13 protein-coding genes are annotated in these 19,491 nt (G+C 74.4%); 7 read left to right on the forward strand and 6 right to left on the reverse strand.

Annotated features, from left to right (window positions below):
* The first annotated feature begins 103 nt into the window (after window positions 1-103).
* Complete coding sequence (locus tag ACY0MR_RS34455) at window positions 104-913, forward strand: hypothetical protein (RefSeq protein WP_473557468.1); 810 nt, start codon at window positions 104-106, stop codon at window positions 911-913.
* A gap of 94 nt (window positions 914-1,007) precedes the next feature.
* Here ACY0MR_RS34455 and ACY0MR_RS34460 read toward each other — a convergent pair whose 3' ends face one another.
* From ACY0MR_RS34460 to ACY0MR_RS34470, 3 genes are all read right to left on the reverse strand, one after another.
* Window positions 1,008-1,757 carry a pyridoxamine 5'-phosphate oxidase family protein gene (locus ACY0MR_RS34460; RefSeq protein WP_392866024.1) on the reverse strand — a complete coding sequence of 250 codons (750 nt, stop codon included), beginning with the start codon at window positions 1,755-1,757 and terminating at the stop codon, window positions 1,008-1,010.
* Window positions 1,758-1,846: 89 nt separating this feature from the next.
* Window positions 1,847-3,235, reverse strand: a complete 1,389-nt coding sequence (locus ACY0MR_RS34465; protein ID WP_473557471.1) for a globin domain-containing protein — start codon at window positions 3,233-3,235, stop codon at window positions 1,847-1,849.
* A gap of 374 nt (window positions 3,236-3,609) precedes the next feature.
* Entirely contained in the window at window positions 3,610-5,304 is a 1,695-nt protein-coding gene (locus ACY0MR_RS34470; protein ID WP_404084753.1) for an alkaline phosphatase D family protein, read from the reverse strand.
* A 229-nt stretch (window positions 5,305-5,533) separates the two neighbouring features.
* On the opposite strand from ACY0MR_RS34470, the gene ACY0MR_RS34475 reads away from it, so the two are divergent.
* Window positions 5,534-6,478, forward strand: coding sequence for a nucleoside hydrolase (locus tag ACY0MR_RS34475; protein ID WP_473557473.1), 945 nt, complete (start codon window positions 5,534-5,536; stop codon window positions 6,476-6,478).
* A 45-nt stretch (window positions 6,479-6,523) separates the two neighbouring features.
* Here ACY0MR_RS34475 and ACY0MR_RS34480 read toward each other — a convergent pair whose 3' ends face one another.
* Window positions 6,524-8,488 (reverse strand): acyl-CoA dehydrogenase family protein, encoded by a 1,965-nt coding sequence (locus ACY0MR_RS34480; RefSeq protein ID WP_403311180.1) that lies wholly within the window; start codon window positions 8,486-8,488, stop codon window positions 6,524-6,526.
* Between the two features lie 127 nt (window positions 8,489-8,615).
* On the opposite strand from ACY0MR_RS34480, the gene ACY0MR_RS34485 reads away from it, so the two are divergent.
* The 4 genes from ACY0MR_RS34485 to ACY0MR_RS34500 all read left to right on the forward strand — a co-directional run bounded on the left by ACY0MR_RS34485 (window position 8,616) and on the right by ACY0MR_RS34500 (window position 11,420).
* Complete coding sequence (locus ACY0MR_RS34485) at window positions 8,616-9,146, forward strand: cytochrome b (protein WP_473557476.1); 531 nt, start codon at window positions 8,616-8,618, stop codon at window positions 9,144-9,146.
* A gap of 163 nt (window positions 9,147-9,309) precedes the next feature.
* Complete coding sequence (locus tag ACY0MR_RS34490; RefSeq protein WP_451059644.1) at window positions 9,310-10,245, forward strand: virginiamycin B lyase family protein; 936 nt, start codon at window positions 9,310-9,312, stop codon at window positions 10,243-10,245.
* Window positions 10,246-10,607: 362 nt separating this feature from the next.
* A complete protein-coding gene (locus ACY0MR_RS34495) occupies window positions 10,608-10,802 on the forward strand; it encodes a hypothetical protein (protein ID WP_388797813.1) in 195 nt (64 codons plus the stop codon).
* 402 nt (window positions 10,803-11,204) lie between these two features.
* Entirely contained in the window at window positions 11,205-11,420 is a 216-nt protein-coding gene (locus ACY0MR_RS34500; protein ID WP_361848221.1) for a DUF6243 family protein, read from the forward strand.
* 181 nt (window positions 11,421-11,601) lie between these two features.
* On the opposite strand, the gene ACY0MR_RS34505 is transcribed toward ACY0MR_RS34500, so the two are convergent.
* Together ACY0MR_RS34505 and ACY0MR_RS34510 are read right to left on the reverse strand one after the other, a co-directional pair.
* Window positions 11,602-14,037 carry a bifunctional serine/threonine-protein kinase/ABC transporter substrate-binding protein gene (locus ACY0MR_RS34505; RefSeq protein ID WP_473557479.1) on the reverse strand — a complete coding sequence of 812 codons (2,436 nt, stop codon included), beginning with the start codon at window positions 14,035-14,037 and terminating at the stop codon, window positions 11,602-11,604.
* 205 nt (window positions 14,038-14,242) lie between these two features.
* Complete coding sequence (locus tag ACY0MR_RS34510; RefSeq protein ID WP_473557482.1) at window positions 14,243-17,206, reverse strand: AAA family ATPase; 2,964 nt, start codon at window positions 17,204-17,206, stop codon at window positions 14,243-14,245.
* Window positions 17,207-17,879: 673 nt separating this feature from the next.
* Here ACY0MR_RS34510 and ACY0MR_RS34515 point away from each other — a divergent pair.
* Entirely contained in the window at window positions 17,880-19,487 is a 1,608-nt protein-coding gene (locus ACY0MR_RS34515) for a S8 family peptidase (RefSeq protein WP_473557484.1), read from the forward strand.
* Window positions 19,488-19,491: the final 4 nt, after the last annotated feature.

Consider the following 19,491-nt stretch of genomic DNA (forward strand, 5'->3'; position numbering starts at 1 on the left):
CGAAGGGGTGTGAGGTGCGCGCACCGCGCTCCCGCGACAGTCCCTTGACCAGGGGGTTCGTGTGGCTGAAAGTAGACCTCCTGATCGACTGGGGTGGGGAAACATGACGCACGACGAGTACGCCGACCGCTGCCGAGAACTGTTCGCGGTGGGAGGGTTCGCGGAGGCCCGGAAGACGGCCGAGGCGGGTCTCGAGGAACTCGGGCCGGATCCGGTGCTCTACCGGTGGCTCGGCCTCGCCCACGCCGCGGAGGACGAGGACGACCACGACACCGAGGCGGAGAGGGCCTACCGGAGCGGGCTCGCGCGCTGGCCGGACGACCTCGGGCTGCTCGTCTCCTACCTGGAACTGTGTCTGCGGGCCGACGGATGGACGTATCCCGGCCGGGTCGCGCGGGTGAGTGGCCTCAAGGAGCGGATCGCGAGCCTGGCCCCCGAGGGTTCGCCCGAAGCGGCCCAGGTGGAGGCCGCGCTCGACTGGGCGGGGCGGGGGTACTGGGACGACGTTCGGGAGCGAGCGGATGTCGTGCGTGCCGAGCGGGCGGCGCAGACGTCCCAGAGCGTCGGCGTCGCCGAGGCCCTGCAGCGGGGCGGCCAGGAGCCCGCTCACCCCGAGGACCTGAAGGCCGCGGAGGTCGCCGCCGCGCTGGAACTGCTGGCCGGCCCGTGGCAGGCGCCGCTGCGGCTCCTGATCCGGCACCGGGTGGCCGCGTACGTCATCGCGTTCGTGCTGGTCTTCGCCACCAACAAGACACTCGTGATGACCGGGACGGTCTCCTTCAGCGTGTGGGGATGGATCTGGTTCGCGCCGTTGTTCCTGGCGGACTGGAAACTCAAGCAGGCCCGGCAGCTGGCCCGAGAGCGGGTGATCGCGGCGATGCAGACCCGCCACGCGGAATCGGCCTCCGGCTGACGGGCGTCGCCGAAGCCGGACCTTCGGCGACATGCCTCAGCCGCTGTGCTCCGCGAAGCGACTCACTCCCGCCGGCGCACGCCCCGGTCGGGGCTCAGACCGAACCGCTCCTGCTGAACCAGCCCCTGAACGGCGTCGCCCCCGTCGGCGACTCCGTCCCGGCGGTGACGCGTGCCGGTGAGCCGTGGCCGTACCGTTCCGCCCTGGCCAGGACCCGTTCCGCCTCCGCGCGCCAGGTCGCCGCGTCCGCGTCCGGGCGGGGCGGGGGCAGGTACGGGCCGCGTTCCGGTGCTTCGAGGGCCGCGCCGAAGAAGTCGCCGCCCTTGCGCTTGACGTCGTCCGTGCCCCACGAGCGGCCCTGGCCGCGTGCGGGGGCCTTCTGGAGGTGGGGGATGTGCTTCGCGCAGTGGATGTACGCCTCCTCGACGGTGATGACCACCCACACCAGCGCCCGCCGGCCCGGTACCTCCTCGACCGGCAGCCAGGGGTGTTCGCGGCGGATCTCGTCGTCCGTCAGACCTCGCGCGGTGCCGTTGACGTGGAGCCCGATGCGGTCCCGGAGGAAGTCGACCATGAGGATCCCGACCTGCGGGTTCTCCTCGATGTTGCCCAGGCTCGCGTGGACGCCGTTGCCCCGGTACTCGGGGTAGGCGAGCGTCGCCTCGTCCAGGACGTGGAGGAAGCCGGGGGGCCCCGCGCGGAAGGTGTTGTCGCAGGCGCCGTGCCGGTCGGCGGTGGCCAGGAAGAACATCTCCTGCCGGTTCACGAACTCGCGCATCCGCGGGTTCAGCCGGTCGAGGACCTGGTCGGCGTAGAAGCGGTCCGCGCGGTCCGTGGTGCCCATGCGCTGCTGGACGAGATGTTCGCCGTCACTGCCCGGGCGGGTGGTCCGCAGGGTCGTCAGTTCCTGCTGAGCGGCGTGTTCGGAGGGTGTCACGTCGTTGCCCCGACCAGTTCTTCGATGGAGTCGTGCCGTATGCGGTGGGTGGGCACCCCGATGCCCACGAGGGTGTCGACGCTGCGGCGGATCATTCCGGGCGGGCCGGAGAGGTACGCGTCGTAGGTGTGCCACGGGCCGAACTCGCGCACGGCCTCGGGGATGCCGCCCGACAGGAGGCCGACGGGCCCGTCGTCGACGACGGGGCGCACCGACAGCCAGGGGTGCGACTGCTGCAGCCGGAGCATCGTGTCGATGTCGTAGAGGCCCTGGTTCCTGCGGGCGCCGTAGAACACGTCGACGGAACGGCGCCGCCCGTGCTGCGCGACGTCCTCCACCAGCGCCTTGATGGGCGCTATCCCGGTGCCGCCGCCGAGGCACAGCAGGCCGCTGTCGCTCGTGTGGTCCACGGTCATGGAACCGGCGGGAGGACCGAGTCGGACGACGTCGCCGGGGCGCGCCCGGTGGACGAGGGCGTTGGAGACCCAGCCCGCCGGCACGGCCTTCACGTGGAAGGACAGCAGTCCGTCGGAGCGGGGCGCGGAGGCGAAGGAGTAGTGCCGCCAGACCCGCGGCCACCAGGGGGTCTCCAGGGCCGTGTACTGCCCGGCGAGGAAGGGGTACGGCCCGTCGGGGCGGACCGTGACGATCGCGATGTCCTTCGTCCGCATGACGTGGGCGACCACCTCCGCCTGCCACCAGGCGGGGGCGCGGAGCTCGTCCTCGGTCGCCGCGTCGATCATGATCTGGGAGATCGTGGTGTAGGCGCCGACCCACGCGGCCTCGGTTCTCGGTCCCCATGTCTCCGGGGCGTGCCGGGAGAGGGCGCCGATCAGGGCCTCGCCGACGGCCGGATAGTGCTCGGGGAGGGTGCCGTACTTCCGGTGCCCGCGGCCGAGGTGGGTCAGGTACGTGGTGAGGGTGACGGGGTCGTCGGCGTGGGTCGCGGCGGTGAGCAGGGCCTTGAACAGCCGGTCGCGCTGGGCGTCCATCGCGGCGGGGAAGAGGTCCCGCAGGCCGGGGTGGCGCAGGAAGAGGAGGGCGTAGAAGTACGAGGTCACCTTGTCGGCGATCGGCTCGATCTCCGCCATCGTGCGGCGCAGCAGGTCCGTCGCGGACGGAGCCGATGCCGATGCGGATGCCGGTGTCGACGCGGGGGTCGCCGCAGGGGCCGGGGCGGGGGCGGCGGTACGCGGCGGCGCCGGGGCCGTCGGGCGTTCGGCCGGGTGCCCGGGCGTCCCCGCGGTCCGGTCGGTCTCCGGGTTCCCGGGGCTCCGGGTTCCCTGCGCCCCCGACGGGCCCCGTCCGAACCATCCTCCGTCCTGGCCGCCGGCAGCGGCATCGGAGCCGTACCCGCCGGCCGACGGGGTGGTCGGAACTTCCATCGGTCTGCCTCGCCTCGAACGTCTGTGGTCGGTCTTCGCCCTCGGGGTCTGCATGTGCCCCGATTTCCTTCGCTCACGACGTTCGACGAATACGCGTACGGGTGAACGGGGCCGACCATACCCCGGCCCTCGGAATTCCGCGGATTCCCGGGAAGGGAGCCCGGCGAAAGGCATTTGTGCTGTTCAGGGGCTGGTTACTAATGAGTCGCAAGTGGTTTCAACCGTTTGTGGAACAGTGGTGACGGTGAATTCGCCGACGGAAGACTCACGCCGTGTCCCGAACTTCTCCACATCTCGGTCGCAGATCGTCCACGGCTCGCGGCCCGGCTCGCCCCGGGAGGGCCGGGCCGCCCTCGCCCACGGCTCGGGGACGGTCAACTTCCCTCGGTCAGCGGCCGGTCGAGTACCCCCGTGAGCCGCGCTCCCGCCCGGTCGGTACCGCGCCGCCCGCGCTTCGCGCCCGCCGACGCCTGCTCCAACCGCAGCCGCGCGGTACGGCCGCGCAGGGTCAGCGTCATCAACTGGTTGCCGAACCACGGCCCGCCGTCGCGCTCCCACCGGATCGTCGGCCTCGCGACGCGCCCGTGACGGGCGAGGAGGTGGCCGATCTGCCTGGCGAACCCGCTCCAGCCGAACCGGAACGCGACCCTCATGGGCGCGGGCACCGAGTTGTGCAGCGGCGAGCACGTGAACTGGTAGACACGGGAGCGCACCGGGGGACCGGAGGTCCAGACGGGCTCCGCCACGTACGCGTGGTGCACGTCCCCCGAGAGCACGCTCACCGTCGCCGGGGCCGCCTCCGCCCTCCCCACCTCGGCGAGCGTGTCCGTCAGCCTCGCGAACGACGCGGTGAACGCCGCCCAGTGCTCCAGGTCCGCCCGCCGGCGCAGCCACTCGCCGAAGCGTGCCCAGCGCGGTCCGCGCTCACCCCGGCAGAGCGCCGCGTGCCAGCCCTCCGCGAAGTGCACCATCGGCGGCAGGAGCCACGGCAGCGAGGTCCCCACCAGGAGGTGGTCGACACCGTCCAGGTCGTCGAAGGCCTGCTCCCGCAGCCAGGCCGCCTCCTCCGCGTCCAGCATCGCCCGGTGCTGCTCCTCCAGGACCCGAGCGGCCCGGGTGTCGACCATCAGCAGCCTGGTCCGGCCGAAGTCCCTGCGGTAGCTCCAGCGCACCGCGGCCGGGTCGGCGTCGGCCCGTTCCGCGAAGGCGCGCAGAACGGCCGTTCCGTCGTCGGCCGCCAGCACCGCCGCGTACAGCTCGTCCTCGGCCAGCTCGGCGGGGGAGAGGTTCCCGAGGTGCTGGTAGACCCAGTACGACATCAGGCCGCCGGTGATCCGCTCGTGCCACCAGGGTGTCTCCCGCATCTCGGCGACCCAGGCGGCGCTCGTGTTCCAGTCGTCGATGACGTCGTGATCGTCGAAGACCATGCAGCTGGGCACGGTCGACAGCAGCCAGCGCAGTTCGGGGTCGCCCCAGGACTCGTCGTACAGCCGGGTGTACTCCTCGTAGTCGGCGACCTGGTCCGGCGGGGCCGAGGCGCCCGTTCCGGCGCTCGCCCGGTGCCGGGCGATCCAGGCGCGGGTCTCGGCGGACGTCTCGTCCGCGTACACCTGGTCCCCGAGGAGGACGAGCACGTCGGGACGTCCGGACTCCGGGTCGGCGGCGAGCCGGGCGGAGAGGGTGTCGAGGACGTCGGGGCCCACCGGATCCTCATGGCCCTCGGCGGGCGCCGCCCACCGGCACGAGCCGAAGGCCACCACCGCGCCCGTCGCGGGAACCGCCGGAGTGTGGATGGTGCTGGGCGGCTGGACCGAGTCCGCGAGGGGCCAGACCCGCTCGCCGTCGAGCAGCACCTCGTAGGTCGTCGCGGACCCCGGGGCGAGCCCGGTGACCACGACCAGCGCGTAGTGGTGGCCGTTGACGCGGAACGTGGCGGCCGAGCCGCCGGCGCCGCCCGGGCACCGGACCTCCGCCGTGCAGGCCCGGTCGGTCTCGACCCACACGGTCGCGCTCGTGCCCGACTCCCAGTCCACGTGCCGCAGGAGCGGGCCCAGCCTCAGACCGGCCATCACGCATCCCCTTCCGGTGGTTCTCGCGGTACAGAACGACGTCTTCGTACGGTACTCAAGGACGGCGTGCCAGGATCCGGGGCGACGCCGGGCCGTCGTACGCGCGGAGCCCGGCACCGCGCCGGAGCCCCGCTCCCGGCCGCCGCCCGCGCGGCCGCCGTCCGGAGGCGCTCCTTCGCGTCGGCCGCGCCCCCTTCGCGCGACTGCCCCCGTATGGGACGGTGACACCATGCCCATCCCCGTGATCCTCGACTGCGATCCCGGTCACGACGACGCCTTCACCATTCTCCTGGCGGCCGCGCACCCCGCCGTCGAGCTGCTCGCCATCACAACCGTCGCGGGCAACCAGACCGTGGAGAAGACCACGCTCAACGCCCGCCGGGTGTGCTCGGTGGCCGGGATCCGCGGCGTGCCGATCGCCGCGGGCCGGGCCCGACCGCTCCACGGGCCGCCCCGGACCGCGGGGAACATCCACGGAGACTCCGGCCTGGACGGTCCCGGCTTCGGAACGGGCGAGCCGGAGGTACCGGAGGACCCGCGGGGCGCGCTCGCCCTCGTCCGGGACACGCTGCTCGCGCATCCGGTCCCGGTGACGCTCGTGCCGACCGGCCCGCTCACCAACATCGCCGTGCTCCTCCTCGCCCACCCCGAGCTCGCGTCCCGGATCGACCGGATCGTGCTGATGGGCGGCTCGACGGACCGCGGCAACACCACGCCCGCCGCCGAGTTCAACATCCTGTGCGACCCCGAGGCCGCGGACATCGTCCTCCGCAGCGGGGTGCCGGTGACGATGTTCGGTCTCAACGCCACCCACCAGGTGCGGGCCACCCCCGAGGTCGTCGACCGGATCGCCGCGCTCGGCACCCCGCTCAGCGGGCTCTGCGTCGACCTGCTCACCTACTTCGTCTCCACCTACCGCGAGGTCTACGGATTCGACGCGCCCCCGCTGCACGATCCGCTCACCGTCGCCCACCTGATCGACCCGTCGCTGGTGAGCCTCGTACGCGCCGCGGTCACGGTGGAGCTGACCGGCACCCACACCCGTGGTGCGACGGTGGTGGACCTGCACGGGGTGACCGGAGCCCCCGCCGACGTCGAGGTGGGCATGGAGGTCGACGCGGAAGGCTTCTGGAACCTGATCGTGGAGGCCGTCCGCGTCCTCGGCGGCGGGTGAACCGGACGGCGGCACCGCGGGAGCGGCACCGCCCGGCCCGCCCCGTCAGCCCACGAGGTCCGGGGCGCGCAGCATCTCGGGCGGGATGCCCCAGGCGTCGACCAGGTCGACCGCGAGCGGCCGGACCTTGCGGCACAGGTCGTTCACCTCGCGGCTGATCGCCTTCGAGCGCTGCACGGTCAGCCGGCCGTGCTCCATGAACCAGGCCCGGTCCGCCTCGATCGTCGACAGGGCGAACAGGTCGCACAGCAGGGCCAGCGCGGCCTTCTCGCCGCCCTCGGGCATCGCGCGCACCTTCTCGACGAACGCCTCCGTCACCAGCCGCTCCACGTGGGCGCGGGCGAGCGCGACGACGTGGTCCTGCACCTGGGAGAAGACCGTGCCCGGGTCGCGCTTCTGGTCGGTCCCGCTCTTGATCCGGCGGGCCAGGCCGGCCAGCATGTGCTCCTCCCGGAAGCGGACCATGGCGAGCTGGTAGTCGGAGTCGAGCAGACCGGCCTCCCGGTCCCACGCGTCGTCGCCGGGCAGCAGGTCGCGTACGCGTTCGAGCAGCTTGTGGACGGAGGCCCGCTCCAGGAGGGTCTCGACGGCGAGGCCGGTGACGAAGCGGACCATGCCCGCCTGGTCGAGGTCCTCGAACGCGCTCGCCTGATCGGTGAGCAGCCCCTTGGCGACGAGCTGCAGGAGGACGTGGTTGTCGCCCTCGAAGGTGGTGAAGACGTCGCTGTCGGCCTTGAGCGCGGCGAACCGGTTGACCGCCAGGTATCCGGCGCCGCCGCAGGCCTCGCGGCACTCCTGGACGACCCCGGTGGCGTGCCAGGTCGCGAGCGCCTTCAGCCCGGCCGCGCGGGATTCGAGCCGGCGCCGCTCCTCGGGGTCGTCCGTGACGCCGGAGAAGACGTCGTGCAGCTGTGAGCGGACCACGTCCTGGGCGAAGTGCAGCGCGTACGTCCGGGCGATCAGCGGCAGCAGGCGGCGCTGGTGCAGGCCGTAGTCGAGCAGCACCTGCTCCTCGGCGTCCGCGGCCGCGGAGAACTGCCGCCGCCGCACGGCGTACTTGGTGGCGACCGCCAGGGCGACCTTGGAGACGCCGATGCCGGCGCCGCCGACGCTGACCCGGCCCTGCACCAGCGTGCCGAGCATCGTGAAGAAGCGCCGGTGGGGGTTGTCGATCGAGCTCTCGTAGACGCCCTCCGGGCTGACGTCGGCGAACCGGTTGAGGAGCGCCTCGCGCGGCACCCGCACGTCGTCGAACCGGATCCGGCCGTTGTCCACACCGTTGAGCCCCATCTTGCGGCCGTCGTCCTCGATGCGGACGCCCGGCGCGGGCTCGCCGCCGACCCGGACGGGCACGACGAAGGCGTGCACGCCGTGGGACTCCCCGGCCACCTCCAGCTGCGCGAAGACGACCGCCAGCTCGGCGTGCCGGGCCGCGTTGCCGATGTAGTCCTTGCGCGCCTCGTCGCCGGGCGTGGTGATGACGAACTCCCGGCGCTCGGCGTCGTACCGGGCGACCGTGCCGAGGGCCTGGACGTTGGAGCCGTGCCCCGTCTCCGTCATCGCGAAGGAGCCCATCAGTTCGCCCGTGATCAGCCGGGGCAGATAGGCGTCGTGGTGGCGCTCGGTGCCGAGGTGCAGGATCGCGCCGCCGAACAGGCCGAACTGCACGCCGACCTTCACCAGGACCGAGAGATCGCCGAAGGCCAGCGTCTCGAACGCGGCGATCGAGGCGCCGACGTCGCCGCCACCGCCGTAGGCGGCCGGGAACCCCATGCCGGTCTGCCCCGTCGCGGCCATCTCGACCACGACCTCCCGCACCCGTTCGCGGAACGCGTCGATGCCGAGTTCCTCGGCGTCTTCGAGGACGGAGGCGTAACGGGACAGGTTGGTCCGTACGAGGCCGCGGATCCCGGCGTACTCGCCGTCCAGAACGGCGGAGAGCGCCCGGACGTCGATCTCGGGCTGGACGTATCCGGGCACGGTGGTGGTGGAGGTGTTGTCGAGAGCCATGGGGCTTGGCTACCCCGCCGCGAAAGGATCAACCAGGCGCGACGGGGTCGCAGGGCTGGGGGAGGGACGCCCGGGGAGTGGCGCGTGGCAGCGGTGCGGCGGGGGCGCGGTGGGCTGTGATGGGGGCATGGACAGGAACGCCGGCTATCGGCCCCTCACGAAGGCCCTCCACTGGGCCGCCGCCGCCGCGCTCGGCGCACAGTTCGTCGTGGGCTGGGCCCTGGACGCCTCGGAGTCCGGGCGCGGGCGCGGTCGGGGCCGCGGGGGCGAGTCCGGCCGGGGGCGGGGCCGTGGCGGAGGGTACGAGGCCTTCGGCGACGACGCCCTGCTGACGACCCACGTCCTGCTGGGCGCCGCCGTCATCCTCCTGGGGGTGGCGCGACTGCTGTGGCGCCGCCACACCGGTCTGCCGCCCTGGGCCCCCACTCTCACGAGGACCGAGCGCCGGCTTGCCCACTCCACGGAAGTACTGCTCTACGCGCTCACCTTCGTCGTCCCCGTCACCGGCCTGGTCCTGCTCGCCTCGGACGACGACGACCTGCTGTGGGTGCACGTCACCGCACAGGTGCTCCTGCTCACCGCGATCGCCGTCCACGTCGGACTCGTCCTCAAGCACCAGCTCCTCGACCGGGACGGCCTGCTTCGCCGCATGCTCTGACACCGTGGCGTACGGGTCCCGGTCGTCGACGACGGCGGGTTCCCGGGGCGTTGGAGTGGCCCGCGGGCCGGTGGGCGGCGTGTTTCCCGGACGGGTGGGGGCCCCTTCCTAGGGTCGGGGGAGGTTCGGCGCTGGGCCGGCCGCTCGCACCCGAGGGAGAGTCATGCCAGGTACCCCGGCCCGGTCCGCAACGGTGGCGGCCGCGCCCCCGCAGGGTCGTACGAGACACCGGTGGGTCCGCCGACTCGCCGCCGCGGTCGGTCTCGTCGCGCTGTGCGCGCTTTCCCCGACCCCGGCGGTCGCGACCCCGCCGGACGACGTCCGGCCCTCGGCGCACGGGCCCCTGTACGTGTCCGACTACGGCGACAACAGGGTCGTCTCCCTGCCCACGAGCGGCGGCGGGCAGGCGACCGTCCCCTTCGACGGTCTCGTCCGGCCGACGGGCATGGCCGCGGACGCGGCGGGCCGCCTCTACGTGGCGGACACCGGGAACAACCGCGTCGTGGTGAGGGCGGCCGACGGCGCCCAGTCCACCGTTCCCACCGACGGCCTGTCGCGCCCGCTGGGGCTCGCCCTCGACCCGGCCGGAACCCTCTACGTCGCCGACAGCTTCAACGACCGGGTCGTGAAGGTGTCGGCGGGCGGCGTCCAGACGACCGTACCGACCGACGGGCTGCTGCACCCCTGGGGTCTCGCGCTGGACGCCGCCGGGAACCTGTACGTCTCCGACTTCGTCAACGACCGGGTCGTGAGGGTGGCCGCCGACGGCAGCGGACAGTCGACGGTGCCCACGGTCGGCCTCTCCCAGCCGACCGGCCTGGCGCTCGGCGCCGCCGGGGACCTGTACGTGTCGGACAGCGGGAACAACCGGGTGGTGAGGATCGCGGCGGGCGGCGGTCAGACCACCGTCGCCGTCGACGGACTCAGCGACCCCCTGGGCCTCGCGCTGGACGGCTGCGGCGGCCTGTACGTCGCGGACGGCTTCAACAACCGGGTGGTCCGGGTCCGGGAGACGGGCGGCGGGCAGACGACCCTCCCGGCCACCGGCCTGAACACGCCGACCGGCCTGGTCCTCCTGCCCAGGGGCACCCGTCCCTGAGACACCGCGGTCGGCACCCGAGACCCGTCGCCGACGCCACCGGATCCCGGAGCGGCCGGGTCTCGGAGCGGCCGGGTTCGGGAGCGGCCGGGTCCCGGAGCGGCCGGGTTCGGGAGCGGCCGGGTCCCGGAGCGGCCGGGTCCCGGAGTGATCGGGTCCCGGAGTGATCGGGTTTCGGAGTGCCGGACCCCGGACCCGCCCGCTCCCGGAGTGGCCGGACCCTCGGGGCGGGCGGTCGGTCAAGGCGCCCATCGCGGCCCCCGGCCGCCGGGCGAACGGCGCCCGGCGGCCGCGCCGTTCACCCCGGTGTGCCGCGGAGGCGCGGGGGCATACGGACGACACCTCTCGAAAGGAGCCCCGCCATGCTCGGCATAGCAGCCGCCGTCCTGTTCTTCGTCTCGTTCCTGATCAACGCCGCGGACATCGGCACCAACGACGTCTTCACCTCGGCCAACGTGATGCTCCTCGGTCTCATCGCACTGGCCCTGCACCTCTCGGGCGTCGGAGCCGGCGGCTCCCACCACTCCACCCGCCGCCGCCCCTGGTCCCGTTCCTGACGCGGCACGCGGCGGCCCGTGGACGGAGGCGGCCCGGGCAGCCGCGCCGTGAAGGTCAGGTCGACACACGGACCACAGACCGTCGACCTCTACTCCAGGGTTACGGACGGGACTCGACCGGCGGCCGCCACGCACCCCCGCGGCCGCCCGCCGCACGCGGGTCCGTGCGTCAGGCGAGCACCTGCGCGGGAGCGGGAAGACAGGGGGCGAGAGCGCGCTGGGGCGGCCGAGGGCGCGATTGCGGCGGCGCCGGTGGGACCGGGTAACGTCATGGCCAGGGGTTTCCGGACGGCGATACACGGGCGAGAACGTGACGGGTCCCTCCTCACGTCCTCCGACGCCGCGGTCCGTCCCTCCACCGGCGCATCCGCAGACCACCTGACCTCACCAACGGGAGACCCCGTGACCGACAGCAAGAACATCAACAACCCCGTGGGCCAAGGCGGCGGCCAGCGCAAGAAGCTGTCCCGCTCCGAGCGGCAGAACAACGGTCCGCACCGCAACCTCGACCGCCGGGTCGCCGCCGACCAGAAGGCGGAGCTGGTGCGCAAGATGCGGGAGAAGGCGCGCGCCGCCGAGGAGGCCGAGCAGACGTCCGGCGACACCGCCGCGAGCTGACGGCGTCGGCCCCGGCTGATTGCTCCGGCACGGGCCGGCGGCGTCGGCGCGGGCCGACTGCGCCGCCTCCACGGGGTGGCATCGCAGAGGGCAGGGCCCGGAGCGCACGGCGCGGTCCGGGCCCTTCGTCGTTCTCGCCCCGTCGTCGTGCCGGCCCCGTCGCCGTACTCCGGGGGCTTCCTCAGGAGGCGGCGGGGCCGGTCGTCACGGCCTTCCAGCTGCCGCCGTCCGCCCGGTACACGGTCAGCGGCCGGTTGACGGCGTCGCCGGACCCGTCGAAGGCCACGGGGCCGGTGACCCCGCTGAAGGAGAGGCGGCCGACGGCCCGTGGCAGCTCCTTCCTGGTGTCGGCGGCGAGCTTTCCCGCGCCGTTCGCGGCGACGGCCTTCACCGCCTCGATGACGGCCCAGGTCGCGTCGTAGGCGTAGGGGCCGTACCAGCCGGGCGGCTGGGAGTAGCCCGCCCTCCGGTAGCGGTCGAGGTAGTCGCGTCCGGCCGCCGACTCCGTGGCGGGGGTGCCGATCTGGGTCGCGAGGTCACCGTCGGCCTGCGGGTTGTCCGTGAGGTACTGCTGGTCGAAGATGCCGTCCCCGCCCATCAGGGGCGCCGTCACCCCGGCCTGCCGGAGCTGCCGGGACAGGGGCGCCGCGGCGTCGTAGAACCCGCCGAAGTACACGGCTTCGGCCCCCGACGACCGCACTCTGAGGGCGAGTCCCGCGAAGTCGCGCTCCGCCGGATCCACCTGCTCGGTGCCGACGACCGTCCCGCCGAGCTTCCGCCACTCCGCCGTGAAGCCGGAGGTGAGCGTGGTCCCGTGGGCGCTCGCGTCGTCGACCACGTACACCTTGGTCTTCCCGGTGCCGTGCAGGTGACGGGCGGCGAACGGCCCCTGGTCGACGTCCGTCCCGATCGTGCGGAAGTACGTGGGGTACGGACGGGCGCGGTTGCCCGAGGCCCAGCCGGTGCCCAGGGTGAGGGCCGGGTTGGTGTTGGCCGGCGACACGTTGACGACGCCCGCGCGCGACAGGGCCGGCACCAGGGTGGCCGCGACCCCCGAGTTGACCGGCCCGACGACCCCGACCAACTGGTCGTCGTCGACCAGCCGGGCGGCGTTGGCCGCGCCCTTGGCGGGGTCGGCCGCGTCGTCGACGGCGGTGATCTCGAAGGTCACACCGGGGACGTGGCCGTTCTCGTTGGCCGTCCTGACCGCCAGTTCGGCGGAGTTCCTGACCCCGGCGCCCATCGCCGCGAGCCCGCCGCTGAGCGGCGCGTCCACGCCGATCCGCACCGTGACGGAGGAGGCGGCCGGACCGCTGCCGCCCGTCCCGCCGCCCGGTGTGTCGTCGTCACGGGTGAGGGACCAGGTCAGGAGGGAGCCCGCCGCGAGCACGGCGAGGGACGTGCCCAGGACCGTGGCCCGCCGGGTGAGGCTCCGCCGTCCCGCGGCCGCCCGGACCCCGTCCTCCGGCCGTGCCGTCGTGCCGACGGTCAGCGACGGCCCGTCCGTCGGCACGGGGACCGGCGGAGCCTTCGGCCGCTCCGGGGCGGGCCGGGGCGCCGGTCCGGCGGCGGACCCGGCGGAGTCGGCGACCGTGGGGGTCGGCACGGACGGCGTCGACGAGGGCAGCCGCTTCGGCATCGTCGGTGCGGACGCCTGCTCCTCTGCGGGGGAACGCCCCGCCACCGCGTCCGGTGCCGGTGCCGACCGCGGATCGGACACCGGACCGCGCCCGCCGTCCTGCTCCGGCGCCCCGGCCGGGCCGTCTCCGAGCGACACGTCCGTGCCCGGCGCGGCGCCCGCCAGTACGGCCCCCAGCATCTCGGCCGCCTCCGCGGCGCCCACCCGCTCGGCCGGGTCCTTGGTGAGGAGGGCGTCCAGTACGGGGGCCAGCGGGCCGGCGTGGACGGCCGGCCGGTGCGGACGCGTGAACACGGCCACCGCGAGGGCGTGGAGGCCTTCCGCCTCGAACGGCGGGTGCCCCTCGACGGCGTGGTACAGGGTGGCGCCGAGCGCCCACAGGTCGTTGGCCGCGGTCGGGCGCTTGCCGTCCAGCTGCTCCGGGGGCATGTACTGCGGCGTGCCGATGACCATTCCGCTGTGGCTCAGCTTGGTCGTGGCGTCGGCGAGGTGGGCGATGCCGAAGTCGGTGAGGACGACACGGTCCTTGGCCAGCAGCACGTTGTCCGGCTTGATGTCGCGGTGCACGATCCGGGCCGTGTGCGCCTCGGCCAGCGCGTCCAGGACGGCCGCGCCGATCTCGGCCACCCGCCGTACGGGCAGCCGGCCCTCGCTGCGGATCGCGGCGGCCAGCGACCTGCCCCGCACCAGCTCCATGACGATGACCGGGGCGCCCCGGTGCTCCACGACGTCATGGACGGTGATGACGCCCGGGTGGCTGAGAGTGACCGCCGCGCGGGCCTCGCCGGTGAACCGGCGGAGCAGCGCCGCACGGTCGTCGTCGCTCATGCCGGGCGGGAAGAGGATCTCCTTGACGGCGACCTCGCGTCCGAAGAGCTGCTGGTCGAGGCCACGCCACACCCGGCCCATGCCGCCCTGGCCGATGAGTTCGACCAGTTGGTACCGGCCTGCGATGAGTTCGTGGTTGTGCTCGGTCACGCGCACACTCTAGGTCCTGGTGGGCCGTTCAGGTGACGGAAAGACAGCTTGACCGGACTCCTGGTGACGGAGGCGCCGACGGGTACGGAGGCAGGCGGGTGGCGCGAACCGGCGCGGGCGGGGGACCGCCGGACCGGGGAGTGCGGACTCGGCCATGTCGGGGCGGTCCCGCCGCGGGAGGCCCATGGTCTCTCCGCCCGCGCGGTCACCTGCCGACGCCGCCGCCGTGCGGGGGAACGGGACTCGGCACCGGATCCGTCTCCCCCGCCGACGGGAGCGCGATGTCGGCCCTCGACGAGGCGTTCTGCTTCCGCATGATGCGCGCCACGTGGTGCTCGACGGTGCGGGTGGACAGCACCAGGCTCTCCGCGATGTCCCGGTTGGCGCGCCCGCGGACCACGAGGCGGGCCACCTCCTCCTCGCGCGGCGACAACCGGTCGCCGTAGCCGAGCCGGCCCCGGCGGTGCGTGGTGACGATGGCGTGGCGCCGCAGCAGACGTCGGCAGCGGGCGACGTCCCAGCGGGCGCCCAGCCGTCGGTAGACCTCGACCACGTCCTGCACCTCCCGGGCCGCCGCCTCCCCGTGCAGGCCCAGCAGGCACCGCCCCCTGGCCTCCGCCGCGCGGGCCGCGTCGAGCGGGCGGCCGAGCCGCCGCCACCGCGCCTCCGCGTCCGCCAGCAGGCCGACCGCCTCGTCCGGACCGTCCGCCGCCTCCGCGAGCAGCGCCCTGCACACGGCCAGGGCCGCCCGCGCCGCGGGTGCGTCGGCGGTCGCGGACCCGGCGGCGAAGTCGGCGACGAGCTGCCGGGCCCTCGCGTCACGGCCGCTCTCCCGCAGGGCCTCCACCGCGACGGGCAGCACCTCGCCGGCCCACACCCAGCCCCGGGTCCGTTCGATCCGGCTCAGGACGTCCTCCACGGCCTCGCACGCCTGCTCGGGGCGCCCCGCCTCCAGATGGATGCGGGCCGTGGCGGCGGCCGACGCGGTGAGGATGAAGCCGGTGTCGTAGCAGGCGGTACGGGCGGCCCGGGCCAGGTCGTGGCGGGCCCGGGGGACGTCGCCGAGGGCGTGCAGCGCGACCAGTCCCCGTACCAGCATGGCCTCGGAGGTGAGGTCGGGGATCTCCTGGAGCTGCCGGGTGGTGCGGTCGGCGGCCGTGTGCAGCCCGTCCCAGTCGCCGCCGTGCCAGGCGAGCACCAGGTGGGCGGTCTCGACGAGCCCTTCCAGGTAGGGGCTGCTGGAGTCGGCGAGCCGGGCGACGGCCCGGTCGAGGAAGTCCCGTCCGCGCGTGCCGTATCCGAGGGCGCTGGCGGCGTGCGCCAGGTTGGTCCAGCCCCGGGCGTGGTGCGCGGTCTCCATCGCGGACGCGGCCGGGCCGCGCAGCGCCTCGGCGGCGCGCCAGGCGCGCGGGTCGCCCACGAGCATCAGCGCGGTGGCCCGGTTGGCCGCGACGGCGGCCCGGGCGACGGGGTCGGTCACCTGCTCCGCGAGCGCGTCGCCGCGGTCCAGCCAGTGCCGGTGCCGGTCGAGGGGCCAGCCCTGGATGGAGGGGATGGCGGCGACCGCCATGGCCCGTGCGGCGGTCTGCGGATCGGACGCCTCCAGGTCGGGGATGGCGCGGGCGACCTCTTCGAGGCTGTCCAGCGCTCCCCCGCTCTGGTTGCGCAGGACCACGCTCAGGTGGAGCCGGATCTCACCGCGCAGCCGCGGCGGCGGATCGTCCTCGTCGAGGACGGTGCGCACGGCGGCGACCACCTGCGCGCCGGCGCGGGCCAGTTGCGCGGTGCGGGCCAGTTTCGCGGCGGCCCGCACCCGCCCCGCCGCGCCCGGGTCCTCCGCGACGGCCCGGGTGTAGAGACGGGTGGCGGTGGCGTAGTCGCCGGTGGCGGCCGCGCGGTCGGCGGCGGCCACCAGGCACCGCAGACCGTCCTGGACGCGTCCGGCCGCCGCGTACAGCCGGGCGAGGTCGACCAGCGGCAGCGGCCCGTCTCCGCCGCGGTGCAGGGCCCGGGCCGCGCGCAGGCTGAGCCGCGCCGCGCGGGGCCCGGGTACCCGGGCGAGCGCGGCCCGACGTTCCAGCGGACTCCGGAAGGACAGGAGCGGCCCCTGCGTCCGCAGCACCGACCGCCGTACGCACGCGTCGACGGCCGCCTCCGCCCGTTCCGGTGCGCACTCCGCCACGTCGGCGAGGACGTCGAGGCCGACGGGCCGGTCGAGGACGGCCGCCGCGGCGACGATCCGCCGCGCGTCCTCCGTGAGCGGCGCGCACCGCCGGGCGAACTCCCGGCCCACGCGCCCGGGTACCCCCGCCTCCCGTACGGCGTCCAGGATCCCGCCGTGGTCCGCGGCCTCGGGCGCGTCCGCGCCCGGCAGTCCGGCCGCGTCGCCGAGGAGGGCCCCGACGGCTCCGGGCAGGCCGCCGGAGAGCTCGTGCACCACGGCCGCGAGCTCCGGCAGCTCCTCGGCGCGCACCGATGACCGCCGGGCCGCCCAACGGCGGACGAACTCCTCGGTGTCCGCCGCCGTCCAGGGGCGGACGCGGATCTCCTCGCAGTGCGCTCCTCCCGCGGCGCGGACGCCGAGGACCGGGAGCCCCGGGGCCGCGTCCTCGGTGACGACCAGCCGCAGTCCGGGCGGCATCGCGTGCGTCAGGTGGCCGAGCAGCCCGAGGGTGGCCGGGTCGGCGTGGTGGACGTCCTCCAGGACCAGCACGGCGTCGCCCAGCGAGGCGAGCAGGGCCCTCACCGCGCGGGGCAGCAGCCCCCGCCGTACCTCCGGATCCGTCGCGGACACGGGCGGCCGCGGCAGCCGGTCGACCAGCTCGGGGACGAGGAGCCCCACGACCCCGGCGACCGACGGCAACGGGTCCGGAGGGCCCGGCCGGTACGGCAGTCCGGCAAGCGCCGAGGTCACCGCCTCGAACGGCACCGGGGCCGCGTCGTCCGAGCACGTCCCGCGCAGCTGCGTCCACTCCGCGAACTCCGCCGCGCCGAGCACCTCGTCGACGAGCCGCGACGTCCCCGACCCGGCGTCACCCCGGACGACCACGATGCTCCGCCCCGTGCGCAGGGCCTCCCGCAGCCGTCGTGCCTCCTGCCCGCGTCCGACGAACCCGCCGCCCTCGGGCCGTGCTTCGCCGTGTGGGGTGTCGATGGGACGTCTCTCCACGGCTCCGCCTTTCGCCGGCCACGCACCCGGAGGCCGCGTCGAAGGTCGTGGCGGCCCCGTCGAACCGGTCTCCGCGCGCGCCCCGACCGGGGCCGCCGAGCCGCCCGCCGGGCAGGTGGGTCTCGCTGGACGTGGTCTACCCGCAGCGGGGCCGCCGTCGCAATAGGGGGTGGCTACCCACGGAATTCCACGGACCGGCCGCGTCGCCGCCGGCCGTCACGCGTCGGCGTCGCCCCCGCCGCTCCTCGGACTCGCCCCCGCCACTCTTTGGGTAGCGCTACGGATTGCTGGGCTCCCTCCCGGTGGCCGAAGCTCTGGGCGGTCCGGTCGCACCGGCCCCGTCCACCCCGGTCCCCAACCGGCGGCGGCACGGGGTGGCAGCACCCCACCCAGCCGAACGGCGCGGCCGGACCAGTGCGGCGCGGAGCCCGCTCCGTGCGACACGTCACCCCGTCCCGTCGCCCGGGCGCCGCCATCAGAGGCGCCCGTACCACCGCCGCCGACCGCGGATTGTCATGATCCCGACCAGGATCGACGTCCCGGCCGTGCGGCGGCCACCTCCGGGCGCGCCCTCCCCACCCCTCGACGGAGCGCGCCCGGACCCACCGGCGTGACGGATGCCGCCCTCCGGACGCCCAGCCGGGTCCGGACACCTCCCACGAAGGAAGCACTCATGGAGTTCGACGCTCGCGCCCTCCGGCGCCTGCTCGCCATCAGTACCAGTGCCGCCCTGCTCGCCGTGGCCTCCGCGGCCACCGCCGCGACGGCGGCCCCGACGCCGCCCGGCGGCGGCGAAGGCCGCATCGTCGGCGCGGACCGCCCCGGCGCCGTCCAGGGCTCCTACATCGTCACCTTCAAGGACTCCGTCGCCCGGGCCGACGTACCCGCCTCCGCGAAGGCGCTGGCCCAGCGGCACGCGGGCAGTCTGCGCTACACGTACACCGCCGCCCTGCGCGGGTTCGCGGTGCGGATGACGGAGAGCGAGGCACGGGAACTGGCCGCCGACCCCACCGTGGCCCGGGTGGAGGCCGACGCGGTGGCGTACGCGGTCGACACGCAGCCCTCGCCGCCCTCGTGGGGCCTGGACCGCGTCGACCAGCGCAACCTGCCCGTCGACAAGAGCTACACCTACGGGACCACCGCGGCCAACGTGAACGCGTACATCGTGGACACCGGCATCCGCATGAGCCACCGCGACTTCGGCAACCGCGCCGTCAGCGGCTACGACTTCATCGACAACGACTCCAACGCCTCCGACTGCCAGGGCCACGGCACCCACGTCGCGGGCACCGTCGGGGGCGCCTCCTACGGCGTCGCCAAGGGCGTCAAGCTGATCGGCGTCCGCGTGCTGAACTGTCAGGGCACCTCGGGCGACACCTGGGCCCCGGTCCTCGCCGGCATCGACTGGGTCACCAAGAACGCCGTCAAGCCGGCCGTGGCCAACATGAGCATCGGCGGCGGCAAGACCCAGTCGGTGAACGACGCCGTGGCGGCCTCCATATCCTCGGGGGTCACCTGGGTCGTCGCGGCCGGCAACAACAACGCCGACTCCTGCTCCTACTCCCCGTCCTCCACCCCGTCGGCCATCACCGTCGGCGCCACCAACAGCCGCGACGCCCGGGCCACCGGCTGGTCCAACGGCCAGGGTTCCAACTACGGCTCCTGCCTGGACGTCTTCGCCCCCGGTGACAGCATCGTCTCCTCGTCCAACTCCGGTGACACCGCATCCCAGACGATGAGCGGCACCTCCATGGCGGCCCCGCACGTCGCGGGCGCGGCGGCCCTGCTGCTCGCCGCCAACCCCACCTGGACCCCGGCCCAGGTCCGCGACAGGCTCGTCGCCGACGCCACCCCGGACAAGGTCACCGACGCCCGCACCGGCTCCCCGAACAAGCTCCTGTACACCGGTACCGGTGACACCACCCCGCCGCCCGGCGGGAAGAAGTTCGAGAACACCGACGACTACCAGATCCGTGACAACGCCACGGTGGAGTCTCCCGTCGCGGTCTCCGGGGTCACCGGCAACGCCCCCTCGAACCTGTCCGTCACCGTCGACGTGCGCCACACCTACCGCGGCGACGTGCGGCTCGAACTGGTCGCCCCCGACGGCACCGCGTTCCTCCTGAAGGACTACAACTCCTCCGACAGCGCCGACAACATCCAGGGCACCTTCACCGTCAACGCCTCCGGCGAGGCGGCCAACGGCTCCTGGAAGCTCCGCGCCAGCGACAACTGGGTCAACGACACCGGCTACATCAACGCCTGGTCGCTGCAGTTCTGACCGG

This window comes from Streptomyces sp. JN8, from assembly GCF_055808075.1.